The following is a 14,407-nucleotide window of genomic DNA, read 5'->3' on the forward strand; positions in this document are numbered from 1 at the left end:
CTTAAACCTCTAATGCTGCTGTGACAGCTTCTGCTAATTTGTCCACGATCACATCAATTTCTTTTGGCGTAGACATATAGGTCGGTGCCAAAAGTACGTGGTCACCAAGGGTTCCGTCTGCACATCCTTGGGATGGATAAACCATGATACTGCGTGCGAATGCCTCTTGTTGGATGCGAGGGGCTAGAGATCTTTCAATAGGGAAGGGTGCTTTTGTGTCGCGATCTGCGACCAACTCAATCGTCCAGAACAAGCCGCGCCCGCGGATGTCGCCTACGTTTTTATGGTGTCCAAACGTTTGATGTAATCGCTCCAACAATTGCGCGCCGCGCTCGCGAACATTGCTCAGCAAGTTTTCGTCTTCGATCACGTTTTGAACCGCCAACGCCCCAGCCGTTGCAATCGCATGGGACATATAGGTGTGCCCGTTCCAAAGTTTGCCGCTGCCAGCCTCGATCGCTTTGATCACCTTTTCAGCCGCGATGATGGCTGCAATGGGTTGATACCCTGCGCCTAACCCTTTGGCCGTTGTTGTCAGATCCGCTGCGATGCCTTCTTGCGCCATTGCGAACAAGCTGCCCGTGCGCCCCATCCCGCACATGACTTCATCTGCGATCAACAAAACGCCGTATTGATCACAAATTTCACGGATGCGTTTAAAATATCCTTTGGGCGCAGGTTGTGTGCCCAGCGATGCGCCGACGACAGGTTCTGCAACGAAGGCCATGACGGTTTCTGCACCAAGGTCTAGGATGCATTGTTCCAACAGATTGGCCATGCGCAGCGCAAAGGCTCCTTCTGTTTCGCCGCTCTTTTGCAGCCGATACGCATAGGCGGCGTCAATGTGCGAAACGTCCATCAGCAGCGGTGCAAAGGGTGTGCGTCGATCCGCATGCCCGCCAGTCGCCAGCGCGCCAAGCGTATTGCCATGATAGCTGGGCTTTCGCGCGATAATCTTAGAACGACCACTGTCACCCCGCTCCAGATGATACTGCCGCGCGAGTTTTAGTGCGGCTTCCATCGCCTCGGATCCGCTGCCCAGATACATCACACGACCTTCGCCGGTACCAGTAGGCGCGCGTTTTATCAGGAATTCCGAAAGGGCCTCAGAGGGTTCATTTGTAAACAAGCCCGTATGTGCAAACGCCAGCTTGTCGACCTGCGATTTTATCGCGTCACGCACGCCTTGATGGCTGTGGCCAAGGCATGACACGGCCGCGCCACCGCATGCATCAAGGTAGCGTTTGCCAGTGCTATCAATCAGATAGCTGCCGTCGCCGCCAACGATCGTGGGTAGGTCGCAGGTCAGTGTGCGGTGGAGTGTATAGCTCATGAGTTTTTCCGTATTGCATATAAACTTATGTTTTGTATACTAGACACATTTAGGAAATACAAGGCTTGATCTAAATGGTTGGCGCATTGAATAATACGGTGGTTCTAGATCTCACGCATGTGCTTGCGGGGCCTTTTTGCACCTATCAATTGGCACTTCTTGGTGCGGATGTGATCAAGATCGAACCAGTCGCGGATCCCGACTGTGCGCGTGGGCGTGGGCCAGACGACGCGGCAAATGCACAGGGCTTGGGGCTTAACTACCAAGTGCAAGGAGGAAATAAGCGCGCTCTCGCCATTGATCTACGCACCGATGCGGGTCGTGAAATCCTGCTGAAACAAGTCGCGCAAGCGGACGTTTTGGTCGAGAATTACGCGACAGGTGCCTTGGCTGCTTTGGGGCTTGGGTATGAGGCGTTGCATTTGATCAATCCTCGTCTCATTCATTGCTCGATCACCGGTTTTGGTGACACAGGACCCAAGGCCGAGGTTGGCGCTTACGACAATGTCATTCAGGCAACGAGCGGCATCATGGCGCAATGCGCAGGTGCGAAAGTGGGCGTGTCGTTCATCGATTATTCCACCGGTTATGCGGCTGCCTTTGCGATTTCATCAGCGTTGGTACACCGCGCAGCGGCCAATCAAGGCACGCATATCAGTGTTTCGATGTTGGAAGTCGCGATGCAGATGATGTCGCCTGAGGCGGCAGCTGCATTGCACCCCGCCAATCAAACGCGCGCAAAAGAGCCGGGGATTGCGTGTTATGATACCCAAGAGCAGCGTTTGATGTTGGGGGCGTTCAAGCCAGTACAATATCACAAATTGAATCGAATTTTGACTGAGTTGGGCTGCGCAATCCCAGAGTTAGACTCGATTGACAATTGGCCTGATGTTTGGGAAGTTTCTGAGACGACCAAATCGGCTTTGGCCGCGGTTTTCTTGACGCGAACAGCTCTAGATTGGGTCGAATTGCTGAAAGCTGGGGATCTTCCAGCAGACGTCGTGCGCCCGCTTGCCGATGCGGTAAAAGATCAGCAACTTGCAGCTCGTGGCTTTTTCCAACCCAATCCAAGTGCGCCTGACGTGATGCTTCCAACAGCAGCCTTTTCGATGGGCGTTGGAGGCGCTAAGCTGGATCGAGCGCCACCAAAACACGGTGAACATACGTCAGAGGTTCTGACGTCGCTCGGATTAAGTGCCGCAGAAATTCAAGAGTTACGCACAAAAGGGATCGTTGCATGAGCATTCTGAACGCGACCCCTTGGAGCGAGTTGTCGAGCGAACTGCATCACACTGGTGCGCCTTCGCCATGGGCCAAGATGACGCGACCGGGTCAGCAGATGCATTCGTTCTTAGAGGCGGCTTTCTTTGATGAGGACAAAAATCTGTGGTTGTCAGATGTGCCGTATGGTCGGGTATTTAAGGTCTCGCCCAAAGGAAACTGGTCACTGGAACATCAAATCGCAGGCGAACCCCATGCGATGCGCATCGCGCCTGATGGGCGTCGGATTGCGGTGGATTACCGCCATGGTTTGATTGAATTTACAGGCCACGACAGCTTTGAGGTTCTAAGCACTGGTAATGATACGCCATTCTTGGGCCTGTCGGATATGGCGTATGGCTCAGACGGCGTGCTTTGGTTTACGGACAGTGGGCGCACTAGCCTAAGCGATCCCACAGGGGCCGTGTATCGCTGGGACGGTACGATGCGTAAAGTGCTGGATTGCGTTCCATATTCAAACGGAATTTGTGTTTCGCCCGATGGTGCGTGGATCTATGTGGCCGCGACGCGCGCCAATCAGGTGTGGAAATTCTCCACCAACCTGCCTGAAACGGGAATGCCAATGGTTGGTACTTTTTTGCAGTTGTCTGGTGGTCTTGGCCCGGATGGTTTGGCGTGTAACTCCATAGGGTGGCTTGCGGTAGCCCAAGCCCAAGCAGGGCGCGCGTATGTTTACGATCCATTGGGCGACTTGATCGCAGACGTGCGTTTGCCGCGCGGTTTGTGGACGACATCTGTCACATTTCATCCCGACGACCCCACACATCTTTTCATTGTAGACGCCCAATTCGGCGGTGTCTTTTCATGCCACATCCCTAGTTCAGGACATTGAAACCCATGCAAATGCAAGATCTTCACGGCTACGTCCCCGCAATCGCGACACCCTTTAATGACAAGGGTGAAATCATGGAGGATGCGTTCGTTGAACTGTTCGAATTCCTACTTGCACGCGGCGCGACATGCGTGTGCATCGCGGGGGACAATGGTGAAAGCTGGGCACTGTCCGCGCCTGAGCGTGGGCGTTTGGTGAGATTGGCGAAAGACACCTCGAAAGGCCGCGTTCCAATCATGATGGGGATTTCAGCGCCCACGATTGATGCTTCTGTTGCCTACATTCGTGCTGCAGAAGAAAACGGAGCGGATGCACTTTTGTCGATGCCGCAGACCTATGTCTTGAAGGCTTCTGAGGCCGAATTGATGGGGCGGTTCGATAAGATTTCAGTAGCCACGAATAAGCCGTTGGTGCTGTACAATTCCCCCCGTCGTATGGGTTTTTCGCTGACAATTGACCAGACTGAAAAACTTCTGGATCATCACAACATCATTGGCATCAAAGAAAGCCAGCGTGACTTTTTCTATCACACGCATTTGCTGCATCGCCTGTCCCATCGCTTGGCCGTGATGACGGGGCCGTGTCATTATATTATGCCCGCATTCGGCCTTGGCGCGAAGGGCTTCATTGCGACTGGACCTGAATTCACCGACCTCTGGCCGTCAGAAATGGCAAAGGTTGGGGCGGGCATTCCTGATGAAACGTACCGTCACGCGCACTACCAGTTGACGGTGCTCTATGAGCTTTTGATGAGCCTTGGAACATGGCCTGCCGCGTTCAAAGCCGCGCTCAATCTGATTGGCTTGCCTGCGGGCGTTCCACGCGATCCTGTTTATGCGTTGGCCTCGGATAATATCGACAAGATCAAAAAGACGTTTGATCAATTGGGCATCTCATATTCATGATCCGCTTGGTCCCAAACCACGCGCTAAAAATCGTGCGCAGTGCTCCGGTGGTGTTTACGTTTGATGGTCAAAGCGTCGAAGGGCACGCGGGCGAAAACCTTGCAGGTGCACTACTGCGCGCGGGTCGTTTGCATTTGCGCAATGCACCTGCAAACGGGGGGCCGCGCGGTGCATTTTGCTGCATGGGCCTGTGTCAGGAATGCACGGTTCGCATAGATGGACAGGTTGTTGAGGCGTGCCGAACTGAGGTCACGCAAGGCCTAGCTGTTGAACGTGCGGGATGAGCGATAGGTTCGACATCATTGTCGTGGGTGGCGGTCCTTCTGGCGCACGCGCGGCTTTAGCCGCGTCCGCGCAAGGTTTGAATGTCGCGTTGATTGATGAGCAATCCGCAATTGGTGGGCAGGTGTGGCGCGCAAAGAATGCGTCGATCCTATCTGCGCCCAAGACGCATGAAACGCGCGCTGGTGATGCCCTTCGCCGCGACGTACTTGCAAGCGACATTACACATATTGAAGGCGCGCGGGTTTGGCAGATTGAGACCGGCTGGACTTTGCATGTTTTGCGCAAAGATGTGTCGTCCGAATTGACTTGTAAATCCTTGGTCCTAGCGACGGGTGCGCGTGAATATGTGCAGCCCGTACCGGGTTGGACGACATCGGGCGTGCTGGGGTTGGCGGGGGCGACGGCGCTGTTCAAGCAATCCCTTACACCGCCTGGAAAACGCACGATCGTCTCAGGCACAGGACCGCTTGTGTTTTTCGTTGCCAGTGAGATTCGCCGTCTTGGAGGTGAGGTTGCTGCAGTCGTGACGCCCAACTCTCGCCGCGATTGGATGCGCGCTCTCCCAAGCATGTTGGGTCGACCTGCATTGCTCATGCGAGGTGCAATTTGGGTCGCGGACCTGATGCTTGCGGGCGTGCCAATCTATTGGCAACGCGTGGTTACGGATGTGTCTGGCGATGACCAAGTGCGTGGAGTTTCCATTGCCAAGCTTGATCAAAACTGGGCGCGCACGAGTGAAGACATAATGCTCGCTGCGGATAGCCTGTGTCTTGGGAACGGGCTTATCCCAAACATTGAAGCGGCGCACATGTTGGGTGTTCCTATCCGCCACGACCACGCACTTGGGGGCTGGATTCCTGAGACGACTGAGGACGGAGGTACATCCATTGATCGCTTGTATCTTTGTGGAGATGGGACCGGCATTCGCGGTGCTGAGGCGGCGGCACATCAAGGCACCCTGACGGGGTTATGCGCTGCGGCTGATTTGGGACATGGGACGGTTAATCTACAAAAACAGGCCAAAGCAAAGTGGCTGAAGTCAGCGCGCTTTGGCATGACAATGACGGCCCTTAGCATCCCAAGGGTTGGACAGGCGCAGCTTACAACGCCTGAAACGATTGTGTGTCGTTGCGAAAACGTAACGCGCGCCACCATTGAAGCCGAACTTAACGCAGGCGCGCAAAGCAGCAATGCGATCAAGTCAGGCTCGCGCGCGGGCATGGGGCCATGTGGCGGCAAATTCTGCGCGACAGCGATTGCACAGTTGATAGCGCAGCAATCGGGCGCTCCTGTAGCAAACATTCCACCCGCGACACCACGTCCGCCACTACGTCCTGTTCCCTTATCGATCGCGGCGGGGTCGTTTGACTACGACGCACTCCCGATCCCAAAGCCAGCCCCGTTATGATTTACGACACGGCAATAATCGGTGGTGGTATCATGGGGTGCGGATCGGCCCTTCGATTGGCACAAGGCGGTCAGCGCGTGATCGTTCTGGATCAAGGGGATTTGGGGCAGGGTGCCTCTGGGGTGAACGCTGGTACACTTAGCTTGCAGATCAAACGTGTGAAATTGATGCCTTACGCGTTGAAGGGCCACGCGTGTTGGGAGGCGATGGGGAAGGCGGTTGGATTTGCAAAAACAGGCGGCTACACGCTGGCCTTCAATGCGCGCGAAGCCGCGTTGTTACAAGAGCGCCAAACGTTAAAAGCCCAAGCGGGCGCGCCGATTGAATTTGTGTCCAATAATCAGCTGCGCAATGGCGAACCGAACCTCACGCAGCAGGTTGTTTCTGCCAGCTATTGTGCCGAGGATGGCTATGCAAATGCGTCGCTGACCGGGCAGTACTATCTTGGAAAATTACGCGACGCTGGGATCGAATACCGCGAGCGTTGTGAGGTCACTGCGATTGAGCGCGACAAGAATTTTAAGCTGACGACCCCGCAAGGCACGATCAACGCGACACGCATTTTGCTGGCTGCAGGGGCGTGGTTGAAACCTCTGGCCGCGCTGATGGACGTGCATCTTCCTGTGCAAGCGCGCGTGAATACCGTGACTGTGACAGAGCGCATGCCACCTTTGATGTCGACTGTGATCGGCCATGCCACAGGGCTTTTGACGATGAAGCAAAAGGCCAATGGCACGTTGCTGATTGGCGGTGGTTGGCAGGGGCTTGGCACGCCGCAAGAGGGGCGTGGACGGGTCAGCGTAGACACAGTTCGCCCGAACCTTGCGCTTGCGCAATACGCGGTGCCTGCTTTGGGGACTGCACGGATTTTGCGCAGTTGGACGGGGTTTGAAGCGAATGTGCCAGATTTCTATCCCCTTGCGGGCGTGTTGCCTGGCGTTGAGGGCGCATACGTCCTTGGATGTGTGCGCGGCGGCTACACGATTGGACCCTATATCAGCCAGCTGATGGGTGACTACATTTTGGGGCGAGAGCCTGAATTGCCTTTGTTTGATCCGGGGCGTGATTTTAAAGAGGGAACGATATGACACTTGATCCAGCCCGCCTAGACGGCAAACTCGCAATCATCACAGGTGGCGGAAGCGGCATTGGCGAAGCAACCGCGCATGTATTCGCACAAGCTGGTGCGACGGTTGTTGTCACCGGTCGCCGTTTGGAGCCTTTACAGGCCGTTGCGAAAGCTGTCGGTGGACACGCAATTGCGTGCGATGTGTCAGATCAATCTGATGTGCGCGCAATGTTTGCGCAAGCCTTGACAATTTTAGGCCGCGTTGATGTGTTGCTCAACAACGCTGGCGGACCCGGGCCAATCGCCCCTGTGGCCGAGGTCGACATGGACGAGTGGATCACGTGCATGAACATCAACCTTGTTGGGGCGATGTATTGCTTGCAAGAAGCGGCCAAAATCATGACGGAACAAGGCGCGGGATCTATCATCAACATGTCGTCGTTGATGGGTATCCAAGGTTATCCAATGCGGTCGGCCTATGTGGCGTCAAAATTCGCGTTGAACGGGATCACACAAACCATGGCACGTGAACTTGGGCCAGTGGGCGTGCGCGTGAATGCGTTGATGCCGGGGGCTGTGTCTGGCGCGAATATGGACCGCATCCTTGCGCGCCGTGCTGAAGCCGAGGGGCGTCCGGCGCAAGACATAGAGCGTGAAAACTACACAGACGTGGCCGCTTTGAAACGATGGGTGCACCCCGACGAAGTCGGTCGCGCGGCGCTATATTATGCGTCTGATCTGAGTTCAGCGATCACAGGCGATAAGATGAAAGTGGATTGCGGTCGGTTCTAGGACGCGTTCAAAAATTGATGCGCGCGCCCTTGGCAATCGTTGGGTCTGCGCCATTAAGCGCGTCCATCGCAAAACCTGCGGCAGCTTTGTATTTGCCCATAAAGTCGGCGCGCTCGCTAGGGCTAATGATTTGATTGATGTCTTCGAACGCACCAGCGCAGCGGTCATTAACCATTGTTAGCAACCCAAATGGACCGTCACCGCGATTTCGAAGGACCACTTCGGAAATCGGGCCGCAGAACTTGGCGTCGAACGTACAGAGGGCTTTGGGCGTTACGCCATGCTCTAGGAAGGCTGCGCCAATCTGGCGGGCGTCGACAATCGCTTGGCTCGCGCCATTTGAACCAGTCGGATACATTGGATGGGCCGCGTCACCGATCAAAACCACAGGCCCATCTACCCATGTGTCGATCGGATCGCGGTCGATCATCGGGTTTTCATACGCGACATCCGCGCCGCTGATAAGTGCTGGCACATCAAGCCAATCATATGTCCAATCCGCAAAGTGATGCGCGAAACTACTGATGGGGACCTGCCCAAACCAGCCAACCTTTTCACACGCATCGGGGTCATCAACAGTGATTTCAGCGATCCAGTTGATTTCAGCCAAACCATCGCTGTCCACGTGTGAGATCGGGTAAATCACCATGCGTTGACGATGGGTGTCAAGACCGATGAAGGAGGAGTTCGTGCGCGCGGGTTTCGCGCGCGTGGTGCCGCGCCACATGATCGAGCCACCCCAGTGAATTGGGGGTTGATCGGGATGCATCTGCGCACGCACTTTGGAGTGAATCCCGTCTGCTCCGATCAAAAGCGTGCCCTTAATTTCGCTTGTGGTGCCGTCAGCATGGGACAGCTTTGCCGTGACGCCGACCTCATTTGTCTCGTAGCCAATTACGCGCGTACCAAGTCGGATCGCTTCGGTCCCTGCGCGGTTTTGGAGTTCGCGCGCCAAAAGCATTTGGAACTCACCGCGATGCATTGCATATTGCGGCCACTTGTAACCCGCAAATGTCCCACGCGGCTCAGCGTAAATCTCTTGGCCCCGTTGGCCAACAAGCGCCCATTCCTGCGCAGGAACGCCGACTTTGCCAAGTTGATCTTCCGTGATGCCAAGATCAAGCAATTCGCGCACGGCGTTGGGTTGGACGTTGATGCCAACCCCAAGGGGTTTCAGTTCAGACACGGCTTCTAGGACTGTAAAGGGCACACCAATTTGATGTAGCGTCAGACCCAAAGCCAGACCGCCAATGCCGCCGCCTGCGATCAGTACATGTGGCGCGTTCATTTCAACAGGACCGGCATTTGAACGGGGCCACGAAAACCAAAGCCGTTCCATTTTACGTCGTTTAATTTGGGAATGGTCATGTTGGGGAACCGATCGAAGAGCATGGGTAACATCACCTGTCCTACAGTGCGACGCGCGACATGTATGCCTTGGCAAAAATGCGGACCATTGCCAAAGGATTGATGGGACTTCACTTCGCGGTACACGTCGAAGTTTTCACCATTCTCATAGAGATCTTCGTCGCGATTGGTGCCGGCTTGTATGGTCATCACCGACTCGCCCTTCGGGATAAGACAGCCCCGAATTTCAGTGTCTTCAACGACGCGACGTCCCGAGACGGAAATAGGAGCTACCCAGCGGATACCTTCCTCGAACGCTTTGTCCCAATCGGCGTTTTTCTTCACTTGGCTCAATTGGTCTGGGTTGGTCAAAAGCCCGCATAAGATCGTTAGCAATGCATCGCGCGGTTCATTGATGCCGCCCCCAATCGCAATTTTGATATTGGCGTAGATTTGGCTCATCTCGATTGGCTCATCAGCGTTCAGCATGATTGCGAAGACCGAGTTGTTTGGCGTCGCGCGATGGTGATCTTGCAGCCCGTCAAAGAGAGCATTCATTTCCGCATTGGCTTTGTCGGATGCTGCAAACAGATCATCGCGCCAGCCAAAATTACCAGCATCATTGATGAGGGTCTGGCTCCAGCGCTGCATCTGTTTGTCTGACGCGGTTTCTAGGCCCAAAAGACTGGCCAAACCACGCGCTGCATAGGGACCTGCAAGCATCGGAAACAGGTCAACTACTTCACCGCGCGGAAGACGCGCGAAGTAGTCTTGGGCGATCTTTGTATAGGCGGGAACCCATTCGTTTTTGATTACTTTTGGCGCAAAAGCAGGGGCCATTGCCATGCGTTCGCGCATGTGTGCCGCACCGTCTTTGCGCATCAAGGTGTGGGCTTGGAACGCGCGTTCCATCGGCGTGTTCGTATCATCTGAGCTGAAAATCTCGGGATGATCTTTCACGTATTTGGTGTCAGCGGCCTTGGTGAGAAAGGTGCGCCCCGTTGCCTTGATCCGCATCACTGGTGTCTGGGCGCGCAAGCAACGATAGATCGGAAAGGGATCCCTGTGCAGATCCTCAAGCGTGATCGTGTCATTCAACGGAGCCAAAGCTGCCATGTGTCGCTCCCAATCAGTTTAACGCGGTGCCATGCGGATCGCGCCATCAAGGCGGATCACTTCGCCATTTAGCATGGGATTATCCACAATATGGCAGACCAGATTGGCGAATTCAGGCGGCACACCAAGGCGAGACGGGAAAGGAACCTGCGCGCCAAGAGAGTGCTGCACGTCCTCTGGCAAGCTTTCCAAAAGCGGCGTCAGAAAAAGGCCGGGTGCAATGGAACACACGCGAATGCCTTTGTCTGCAAGATCGCGCGCCATAGGCAGCGTCATCCCAACAATCCCACCCTTTGAGGCTGAATAAGCCACCTGACCTATTTGCCCGTCATAGGCTGCAACGGACGCGGTATTGATGATGATGCCACGCGCACCGTCTGGCGCTAGTGGGTCCTGAGCAACCATCAAAGCAGCCGCCTGACTGGCGCAATTGAACGAGCCGATCAGGTTGATGCGGATGGTCTTATCGAACAGATCAAACTCATGCGCTTGTCCGCGGCTGACGGTTTTACCCGCAAGGCCAATGCCTGCGCAATTCACCATGACGCGCGGTGCGCCGAGTTTTGCGACAACCCTGTCCATGCCCGCTTTTACGCTACCGGGAGCGGACACGTCGACTTTGCAGAAGATGCCCCCAAGCGTGGTTGCGTGCGCGGTGCCTTTCTCTTCGTTCAAATCAAACAAAGCAACTTTCAGGCCCTGTTTTGCCAATGCAGTTGCGGTTGCCGCGCCAAGCCCCGAAGCACCACCGGTCACGATGGCGGTCTGGCCCGCCCAAATTTGTATACTCATCAAGTGTTCCTTGGAGTTGTTTGAAAAGCGTAGCGACGTATCTACTTTTCCTTACGATAAGAGAGAAACACCAAGAATGGAATGAGGAACAATTATTGTTCGTTATCACATCGACAAACATATTTGGTTTTGCAGATGGCCTTTTTTTTCAATACCACGATGCGTTAGTCAAAGACGCATCGTGGTTTGAAAGTGCATGCCTGACGTTAGTCGTAGCGAAGTTCCGTCGCTTTGCCGCAAAAGATGTAATAGGATAGAACAGTGTACCCAAGGATGGTCGGCAGGACGAACAGCGTTCCTATAAGGATAATGAACAGGCTTTCCGGCGCAGACGCGGCGTCATAAATCGTAATCTGTTCGGGGACCACGTAGGGGTAGAATGAGTAGGCCATGCCGGCGAAGGCCAGCGTGAACAATGCCGTTTCGGCGGCGAACGGATCCCAGATCAGTCTGTTTTGATCTTTTTGCAAGCGGCCAATTTTCCAAAATAGATAGACCATCAAAATGCCAGACAGCACAGGGAACGGTGCAAGGTAGAGGATTTCGGGAAAACTGAACCATTTATCGAAGATGCGTGTGCTGACGAAAGGCGTTGCCAAGGAGATCGCACCTATTCCAAGGATAAGTCCCCATATTCCACCTTTCGCCCATCCAATTGCGCGTTTTTGCAACGCGCCGTCGGTTTTCGCGATCAACCATGCAGCGCCGATAAAGCTGTATCCAACGGTCAAAAACACGGCCGTTAGCAAGGCGAAGACGACGTGATTGAAGGTCCATGTCAGACCCATCACATACATGCCCGACATAAACCCTTGGCTCATTGAGGCGAGTAATGAGCCAGAGAAGAATGCAAAGTTCCACCCTGCTTTTTGCGACCGCGGTGCTTTGGCGCGAAACTCAAACGAGACGCCGCGCAGGATGAGGCCGATCAGCATCAGAAAAACGGGCAGATACAGCGAGGTCAGAATGATCCCGTGCGCGGGGGGAAAGGCCACAAGAAGCAGGCCAATCGCGAGGACAAGCCATGTTTCATTTGCATCCCAAAACGGACCAATCGAGGCGACCAGCCGGTCTTTTTCTGCATCATTGGCAAGGGGCATCAACAGCCCGACGCCTAAATCAAACCCATCCAGCACAACGTAGATGAGGATGGACAAACCCATGAGGGCTGCAAAGGTCCAAGGAAGCCAAATGGCCGGATCACCAAACGTTTCCATCTTTATTCTCCTGGCTGCATGAGAGTGACTTCTGCTTCGCCACTACGTGGATAGCCACGTGGGCTAAGTTCTTCACCGTGCGTCGCTTTGCGCGCGAGGTAGGGTATCACGGCCATGTAGGCAAAGATCAGTGCCGCGTAGACAACCAAATAGCCGATGAGGGTGCCCAAAACCATGCCCGCGGGCACATCACTGACAGCGTCTTTGGTCGACAGGACACCGTGCACCAGCCAAGGTTGGCGGCCTATCTCGGTTGTGTACCAGCCAGCGAGTGTGGCGATCCATCCACTAAAGCTCATCGCGGCGAAGGCATACAGGGGGAGGCGCGGCATCTGGCCTGCACCATAACGGCGCAGCAGGAAAAGACCGAACCATGAAAGTGCCAGCATGGCCATTCCTGTGCCAACCATAATGCGGAAACTAAAGAAAACAGGGGCAACACGAGGGTGCATTTTTGTACCGTCTTCTGCAATAAAATCGTTCAAACTAGGAATAACACCGCTTGGCTTGTGCTTGAGGATCAAAGACGCACCGTTCGGGATTGCGATTTCAAACTTGTTTTCACGTGCCTCCTCATCTGGAATAGCGAACAAAACCAAAGGAATGTTCGGACCCGTTTCCCAGTTCCCCTCCATCGCCGCAATCTTGGCGGGTTGGTGTTCAAGCGTGTTCAGGTCGTGAAAATCACCTGCCAGAATTTGCAATGGGATCAAGCCCGCAGCAAGAACGATACCAACGCGCAAGGTGGATTTAACGTTTTCAGCTTGATCCCCCCAAAGAAGGCGCAGTGCCGAGATGCCTGCGATCAAGAATGCGACGGTAAGGCCAGACGCAAGCAGCATGTGAACGAAACGGTAGGGCATGGACGGGTTGAAGATGATGGCCCACCAATCAGTCGCGAATACGACACCGTCAATCAGCTCATAGCCTTGTGGGGTGTGCATCCACGAGTTCAGAACGATGATCCAGAACGTCGACATTGTTGTCCCGAAAGCGACAAGAAATGTGGCTGTTGTATGAACCCAAGATTTCACGCACGACGCGCCGAATAGCATAATGCCAAGGAAAACCGCTTCTAAGAAAAAGGCGGTCATAATTTCGTAGGCCAAAAGCGGTCCTGCGACATTTCCGACCGTTTCTATAAAGCCTGGCCAATTCGTACCAAACTGGAAGGAAATAGTGATCCCAGACACAACACCCATCGCGAAGGAGAGAGCGAATATTTTCACCCAAAATAGATAGGCAACCATCCATTTTTGTTCACCTGTCGCGTTGAAACGCAGCTTGAAGAACAAAAGGACCAAGCCCAAAGCGATTGTAATCGTTGGGAAAAGGATGTGGAATGAAACATTTGCTACAAACTGAATGCGAGAAAGGAGAAGTGAGTCCTTGGCAGGCTCCAAATCTTTTATCTGATTACGTTATTCCTGATATTTCAGATAGACTTGCAGAAAAGATAAACAGGGCCATGCGACGAAGTGCGCACCCTGGAAACGCTTAGGGTTTAAAGAGCCCCGTTGGCCGGCCATCCAGACTGATCGTATTTTTCTTTTCCCAAAACTCGGTCACCTTGATAGGTCCCATTTCGTCATACCACGGCTCAAGGTCCGTTTCACCGCGACTGCGCACAAGATCCATTTCGGGAACACCACTTCCACATGATGTAGTGACAAGATCGATATCCAAAACATAGATATTTCGCGCCCCTGCATAGTCAGGGAATAGCGCGTACAGTTCATCCCATCCAGCATCATGGGGATGCGTTGCTTTTGCGGTCCCGTAGGTGCGCAGGATAAAATGATCCCCCGTAAAGGCACAGAACATTAATGTCATGCGTGGGTCTTCGCGCAAATGTGCGGCCGTTTCATTGCCGCTGCCTGTCAGGCTAAGTCAGACGATTTTCTGATCAGACAGAATGCGAAGTGAATCCATGCCCTTAGGGGATACATTGACGCGCCCTTCAGGCGGAGCGGTTGCCACAAAGAACATGGCTTGGTCTTGGATGAATTTACGAAACGTACCATTTAACT

The 14,407-nt window shown here is 54.2% G+C and carries 15 protein-coding genes; 7 read left to right on the forward strand and 8 right to left on the reverse strand.

The window, feature by feature from the left end; translation table 11 throughout:
• Position 1: 1 nt before the first annotated feature.
• Positions 2-1,333, reverse strand: coding sequence for an aspartate aminotransferase family protein (locus QZ279_RS05935; RefSeq protein WP_293449238.1), 1,332 nt, complete (start codon positions 1,331-1,333; stop codon positions 2-4).
• A 74-nt stretch (positions 1,334-1,407) separates the two neighbouring features.
• On the opposite strand from QZ279_RS05935, the gene QZ279_RS05940 reads away from it, so the two are divergent.
• The 7 genes from QZ279_RS05940 to QZ279_RS05970 are packed head-to-tail and all read left to right on the forward strand — an operon-like array spanning position 1,408 to position 7,905.
• Positions 1,408-2,574, forward strand: a complete 1,167-nt coding sequence (locus QZ279_RS05940; protein WP_293449240.1) for a CaiB/BaiF CoA-transferase family protein — start codon at positions 1,408-1,410, stop codon at positions 2,572-2,574.
• Positions 2,571-3,446 (forward strand): SMP-30/gluconolactonase/LRE family protein, encoded by an 876-nt coding sequence (locus QZ279_RS05945; protein ID WP_293449241.1) that lies wholly within the window; start codon positions 2,571-2,573, stop codon positions 3,444-3,446. Before QZ279_RS05940 ends, QZ279_RS05945 begins: the two co-directional genes overlap by 4 nt.
• Positions 3,447-3,457: 11 nt before the next feature.
• Positions 3,458-4,351, forward strand: coding sequence for a dihydrodipicolinate synthase family protein (locus QZ279_RS05950; protein ID WP_293449242.1), 894 nt, complete (start codon positions 3,458-3,460; stop codon positions 4,349-4,351).
• A complete protein-coding gene (locus QZ279_RS05955; protein WP_293449243.1) occupies positions 4,348-4,635 on the forward strand; it encodes a (2Fe-2S)-binding protein in 288 nt (95 codons plus the stop codon). The genes QZ279_RS05950 and QZ279_RS05955 overlap by 4 nt, the downstream gene beginning before the upstream one ends.
• Positions 4,632-6,044 (forward strand): NAD(P)/FAD-dependent oxidoreductase, encoded by a 1,413-nt coding sequence (locus QZ279_RS05960; protein WP_293449245.1) that lies wholly within the window; start codon positions 4,632-4,634, stop codon positions 6,042-6,044. The genes QZ279_RS05955 and QZ279_RS05960 overlap by 4 nt, the downstream gene beginning before the upstream one ends.
• A complete protein-coding gene (locus tag QZ279_RS05965; RefSeq protein WP_293449247.1) occupies positions 6,041-7,132 on the forward strand; it encodes an FAD-dependent oxidoreductase in 1,092 nt (363 codons plus the stop codon). Before QZ279_RS05960 ends, QZ279_RS05965 begins: the two co-directional genes overlap by 4 nt.
• On the forward strand, positions 7,129-7,905 hold the full coding sequence (locus tag QZ279_RS05970; RefSeq protein ID WP_293449249.1) for an SDR family oxidoreductase: 777 nt from the start codon (positions 7,129-7,131) through the stop codon (positions 7,903-7,905). The genes QZ279_RS05965 and QZ279_RS05970 overlap by 4 nt, the downstream gene beginning before the upstream one ends.
• 7 nt (positions 7,906-7,912) lie before the next feature.
• Here QZ279_RS05970 and QZ279_RS05975 read toward each other — a convergent pair whose 3' ends face one another.
• The 7 genes from QZ279_RS05975 to QZ279_RS15685 form a co-directional block, all read right to left on the reverse strand.
• Positions 7,913-9,193: a flavin-dependent oxidoreductase gene (locus tag QZ279_RS05975; protein ID WP_293449251.1), complete on the reverse strand. Its 1,281-nt coding sequence runs from the start codon at positions 9,191-9,193 to the stop codon at positions 7,913-7,915.
• On the reverse strand, positions 9,190-10,368 hold the full coding sequence (locus tag QZ279_RS05980; RefSeq protein WP_293449253.1) for a cytochrome P450: 1,179 nt from the start codon (positions 10,366-10,368) through the stop codon (positions 9,190-9,192). The genes QZ279_RS05975 and QZ279_RS05980 overlap by 4 nt, the downstream gene beginning before the upstream one ends.
• Before the next feature lie 18 nt (positions 10,369-10,386).
• Positions 10,387-11,160, reverse strand: coding sequence for an SDR family NAD(P)-dependent oxidoreductase (locus tag QZ279_RS05985; protein WP_293449255.1), 774 nt, complete (start codon positions 11,158-11,160; stop codon positions 10,387-10,389).
• Positions 11,161-11,366: 206 nt separating this feature from the next.
• Positions 11,367-12,377: a cytochrome d ubiquinol oxidase subunit II gene (locus QZ279_RS05990; protein WP_293449257.1), complete on the reverse strand. Its 1,011-nt coding sequence runs from the start codon at positions 12,375-12,377 to the stop codon at positions 11,367-11,369.
• 2 nt (positions 12,378-12,379) lie between these two features.
• Positions 12,380-13,780 (reverse strand): cytochrome ubiquinol oxidase subunit I, encoded by a 1,401-nt coding sequence (locus tag QZ279_RS05995; protein ID WP_293449259.1) that lies wholly within the window; start codon positions 13,778-13,780, stop codon positions 12,380-12,382.
• 94 nt (positions 13,781-13,874) lie between these two features.
• On the reverse strand, positions 13,875-14,210 hold the full coding sequence (locus QZ279_RS15680; RefSeq protein ID WP_366513879.1) for a hypothetical protein: 336 nt from the start codon (positions 14,208-14,210) through the stop codon (positions 13,875-13,877).
• Between the two features lie 57 nt (positions 14,211-14,267).
• On the reverse strand, positions 14,268-14,407 hold a 140-nt coding region (locus QZ279_RS15685; protein ID WP_366513881.1), incomplete at its 5' end, for a pyridoxamine 5'-phosphate oxidase family protein.

Origin of the sequence: Planktotalea sp. (assembly GCF_018607965.1) — a bacterium.
Classification (GTDB): Bacteria; Pseudomonadota; Alphaproteobacteria; order Rhodobacterales; family Rhodobacteraceae; genus Planktotalea.

Coding starts and splice junctions, on each gene's coding strand:
- QZ279_RS05975 (WP_293449251.1), bottom strand. CDS start 9,193: ATGAACGCGCCACATGTACTGATCGCAGGCGGCGGCATTGGCGGTCTG.
- QZ279_RS05940 (WP_293449240.1), top strand. CDS start 1,408: ATGGTTGGCGCATTGAATAATACGGTGGTTCTAGATCTCACGCATGTG.
- QZ279_RS05950 (WP_293449242.1), top strand. CDS start 3,458: ATGCAAGATCTTCACGGCTACGTCCCCGCAATCGCGACACCCTTTAAT.
- QZ279_RS05945 (WP_293449241.1), top strand. CDS start 2,571: ATGAGCATTCTGAACGCGACCCCTTGGAGCGAGTTGTCGAGCGAACTG.
- QZ279_RS05990 (WP_293449257.1), bottom strand. CDS start 12,377: ATGGAAACGTTTGGTGATCCGGCCATTTGGCTTCCTTGGACCTTTGCA.
- QZ279_RS15680 (WP_366513879.1), bottom strand. CDS start 14,210: ATGACATTAATGTTCTGTGCCTTTACGGGGGATCATTTTATCCTGCGC.
- QZ279_RS05965 (WP_293449247.1), top strand. CDS start 6,041: ATGATTTACGACACGGCAATAATCGGTGGTGGTATCATGGGGTGCGGA.
- QZ279_RS05960 (WP_293449245.1), top strand. CDS start 4,632: ATGAGCGATAGGTTCGACATCATTGTCGTGGGTGGCGGTCCTTCTGGC.
- QZ279_RS05985 (WP_293449255.1), bottom strand. CDS start 11,160: ATGAGTATACAAATTTGGGCGGGCCAGACCGCCATCGTGACCGGTGGT.
- QZ279_RS05935 (WP_293449238.1), bottom strand. CDS start 1,333: ATGAGCTATACACTCCACCGCACACTGACCTGCGACCTACCCACGATC.
- QZ279_RS05970 (WP_293449249.1), top strand. CDS start 7,129: ATGACACTTGATCCAGCCCGCCTAGACGGCAAACTCGCAATCATCACA.
- QZ279_RS05980 (WP_293449253.1), bottom strand. CDS start 10,368: ATGGCAGCTTTGGCTCCGTTGAATGACACGATCACGCTTGAGGATCTG.
- QZ279_RS05955 (WP_293449243.1), top strand. CDS start 4,348: ATGATCCGCTTGGTCCCAAACCACGCGCTAAAAATCGTGCGCAGTGCT.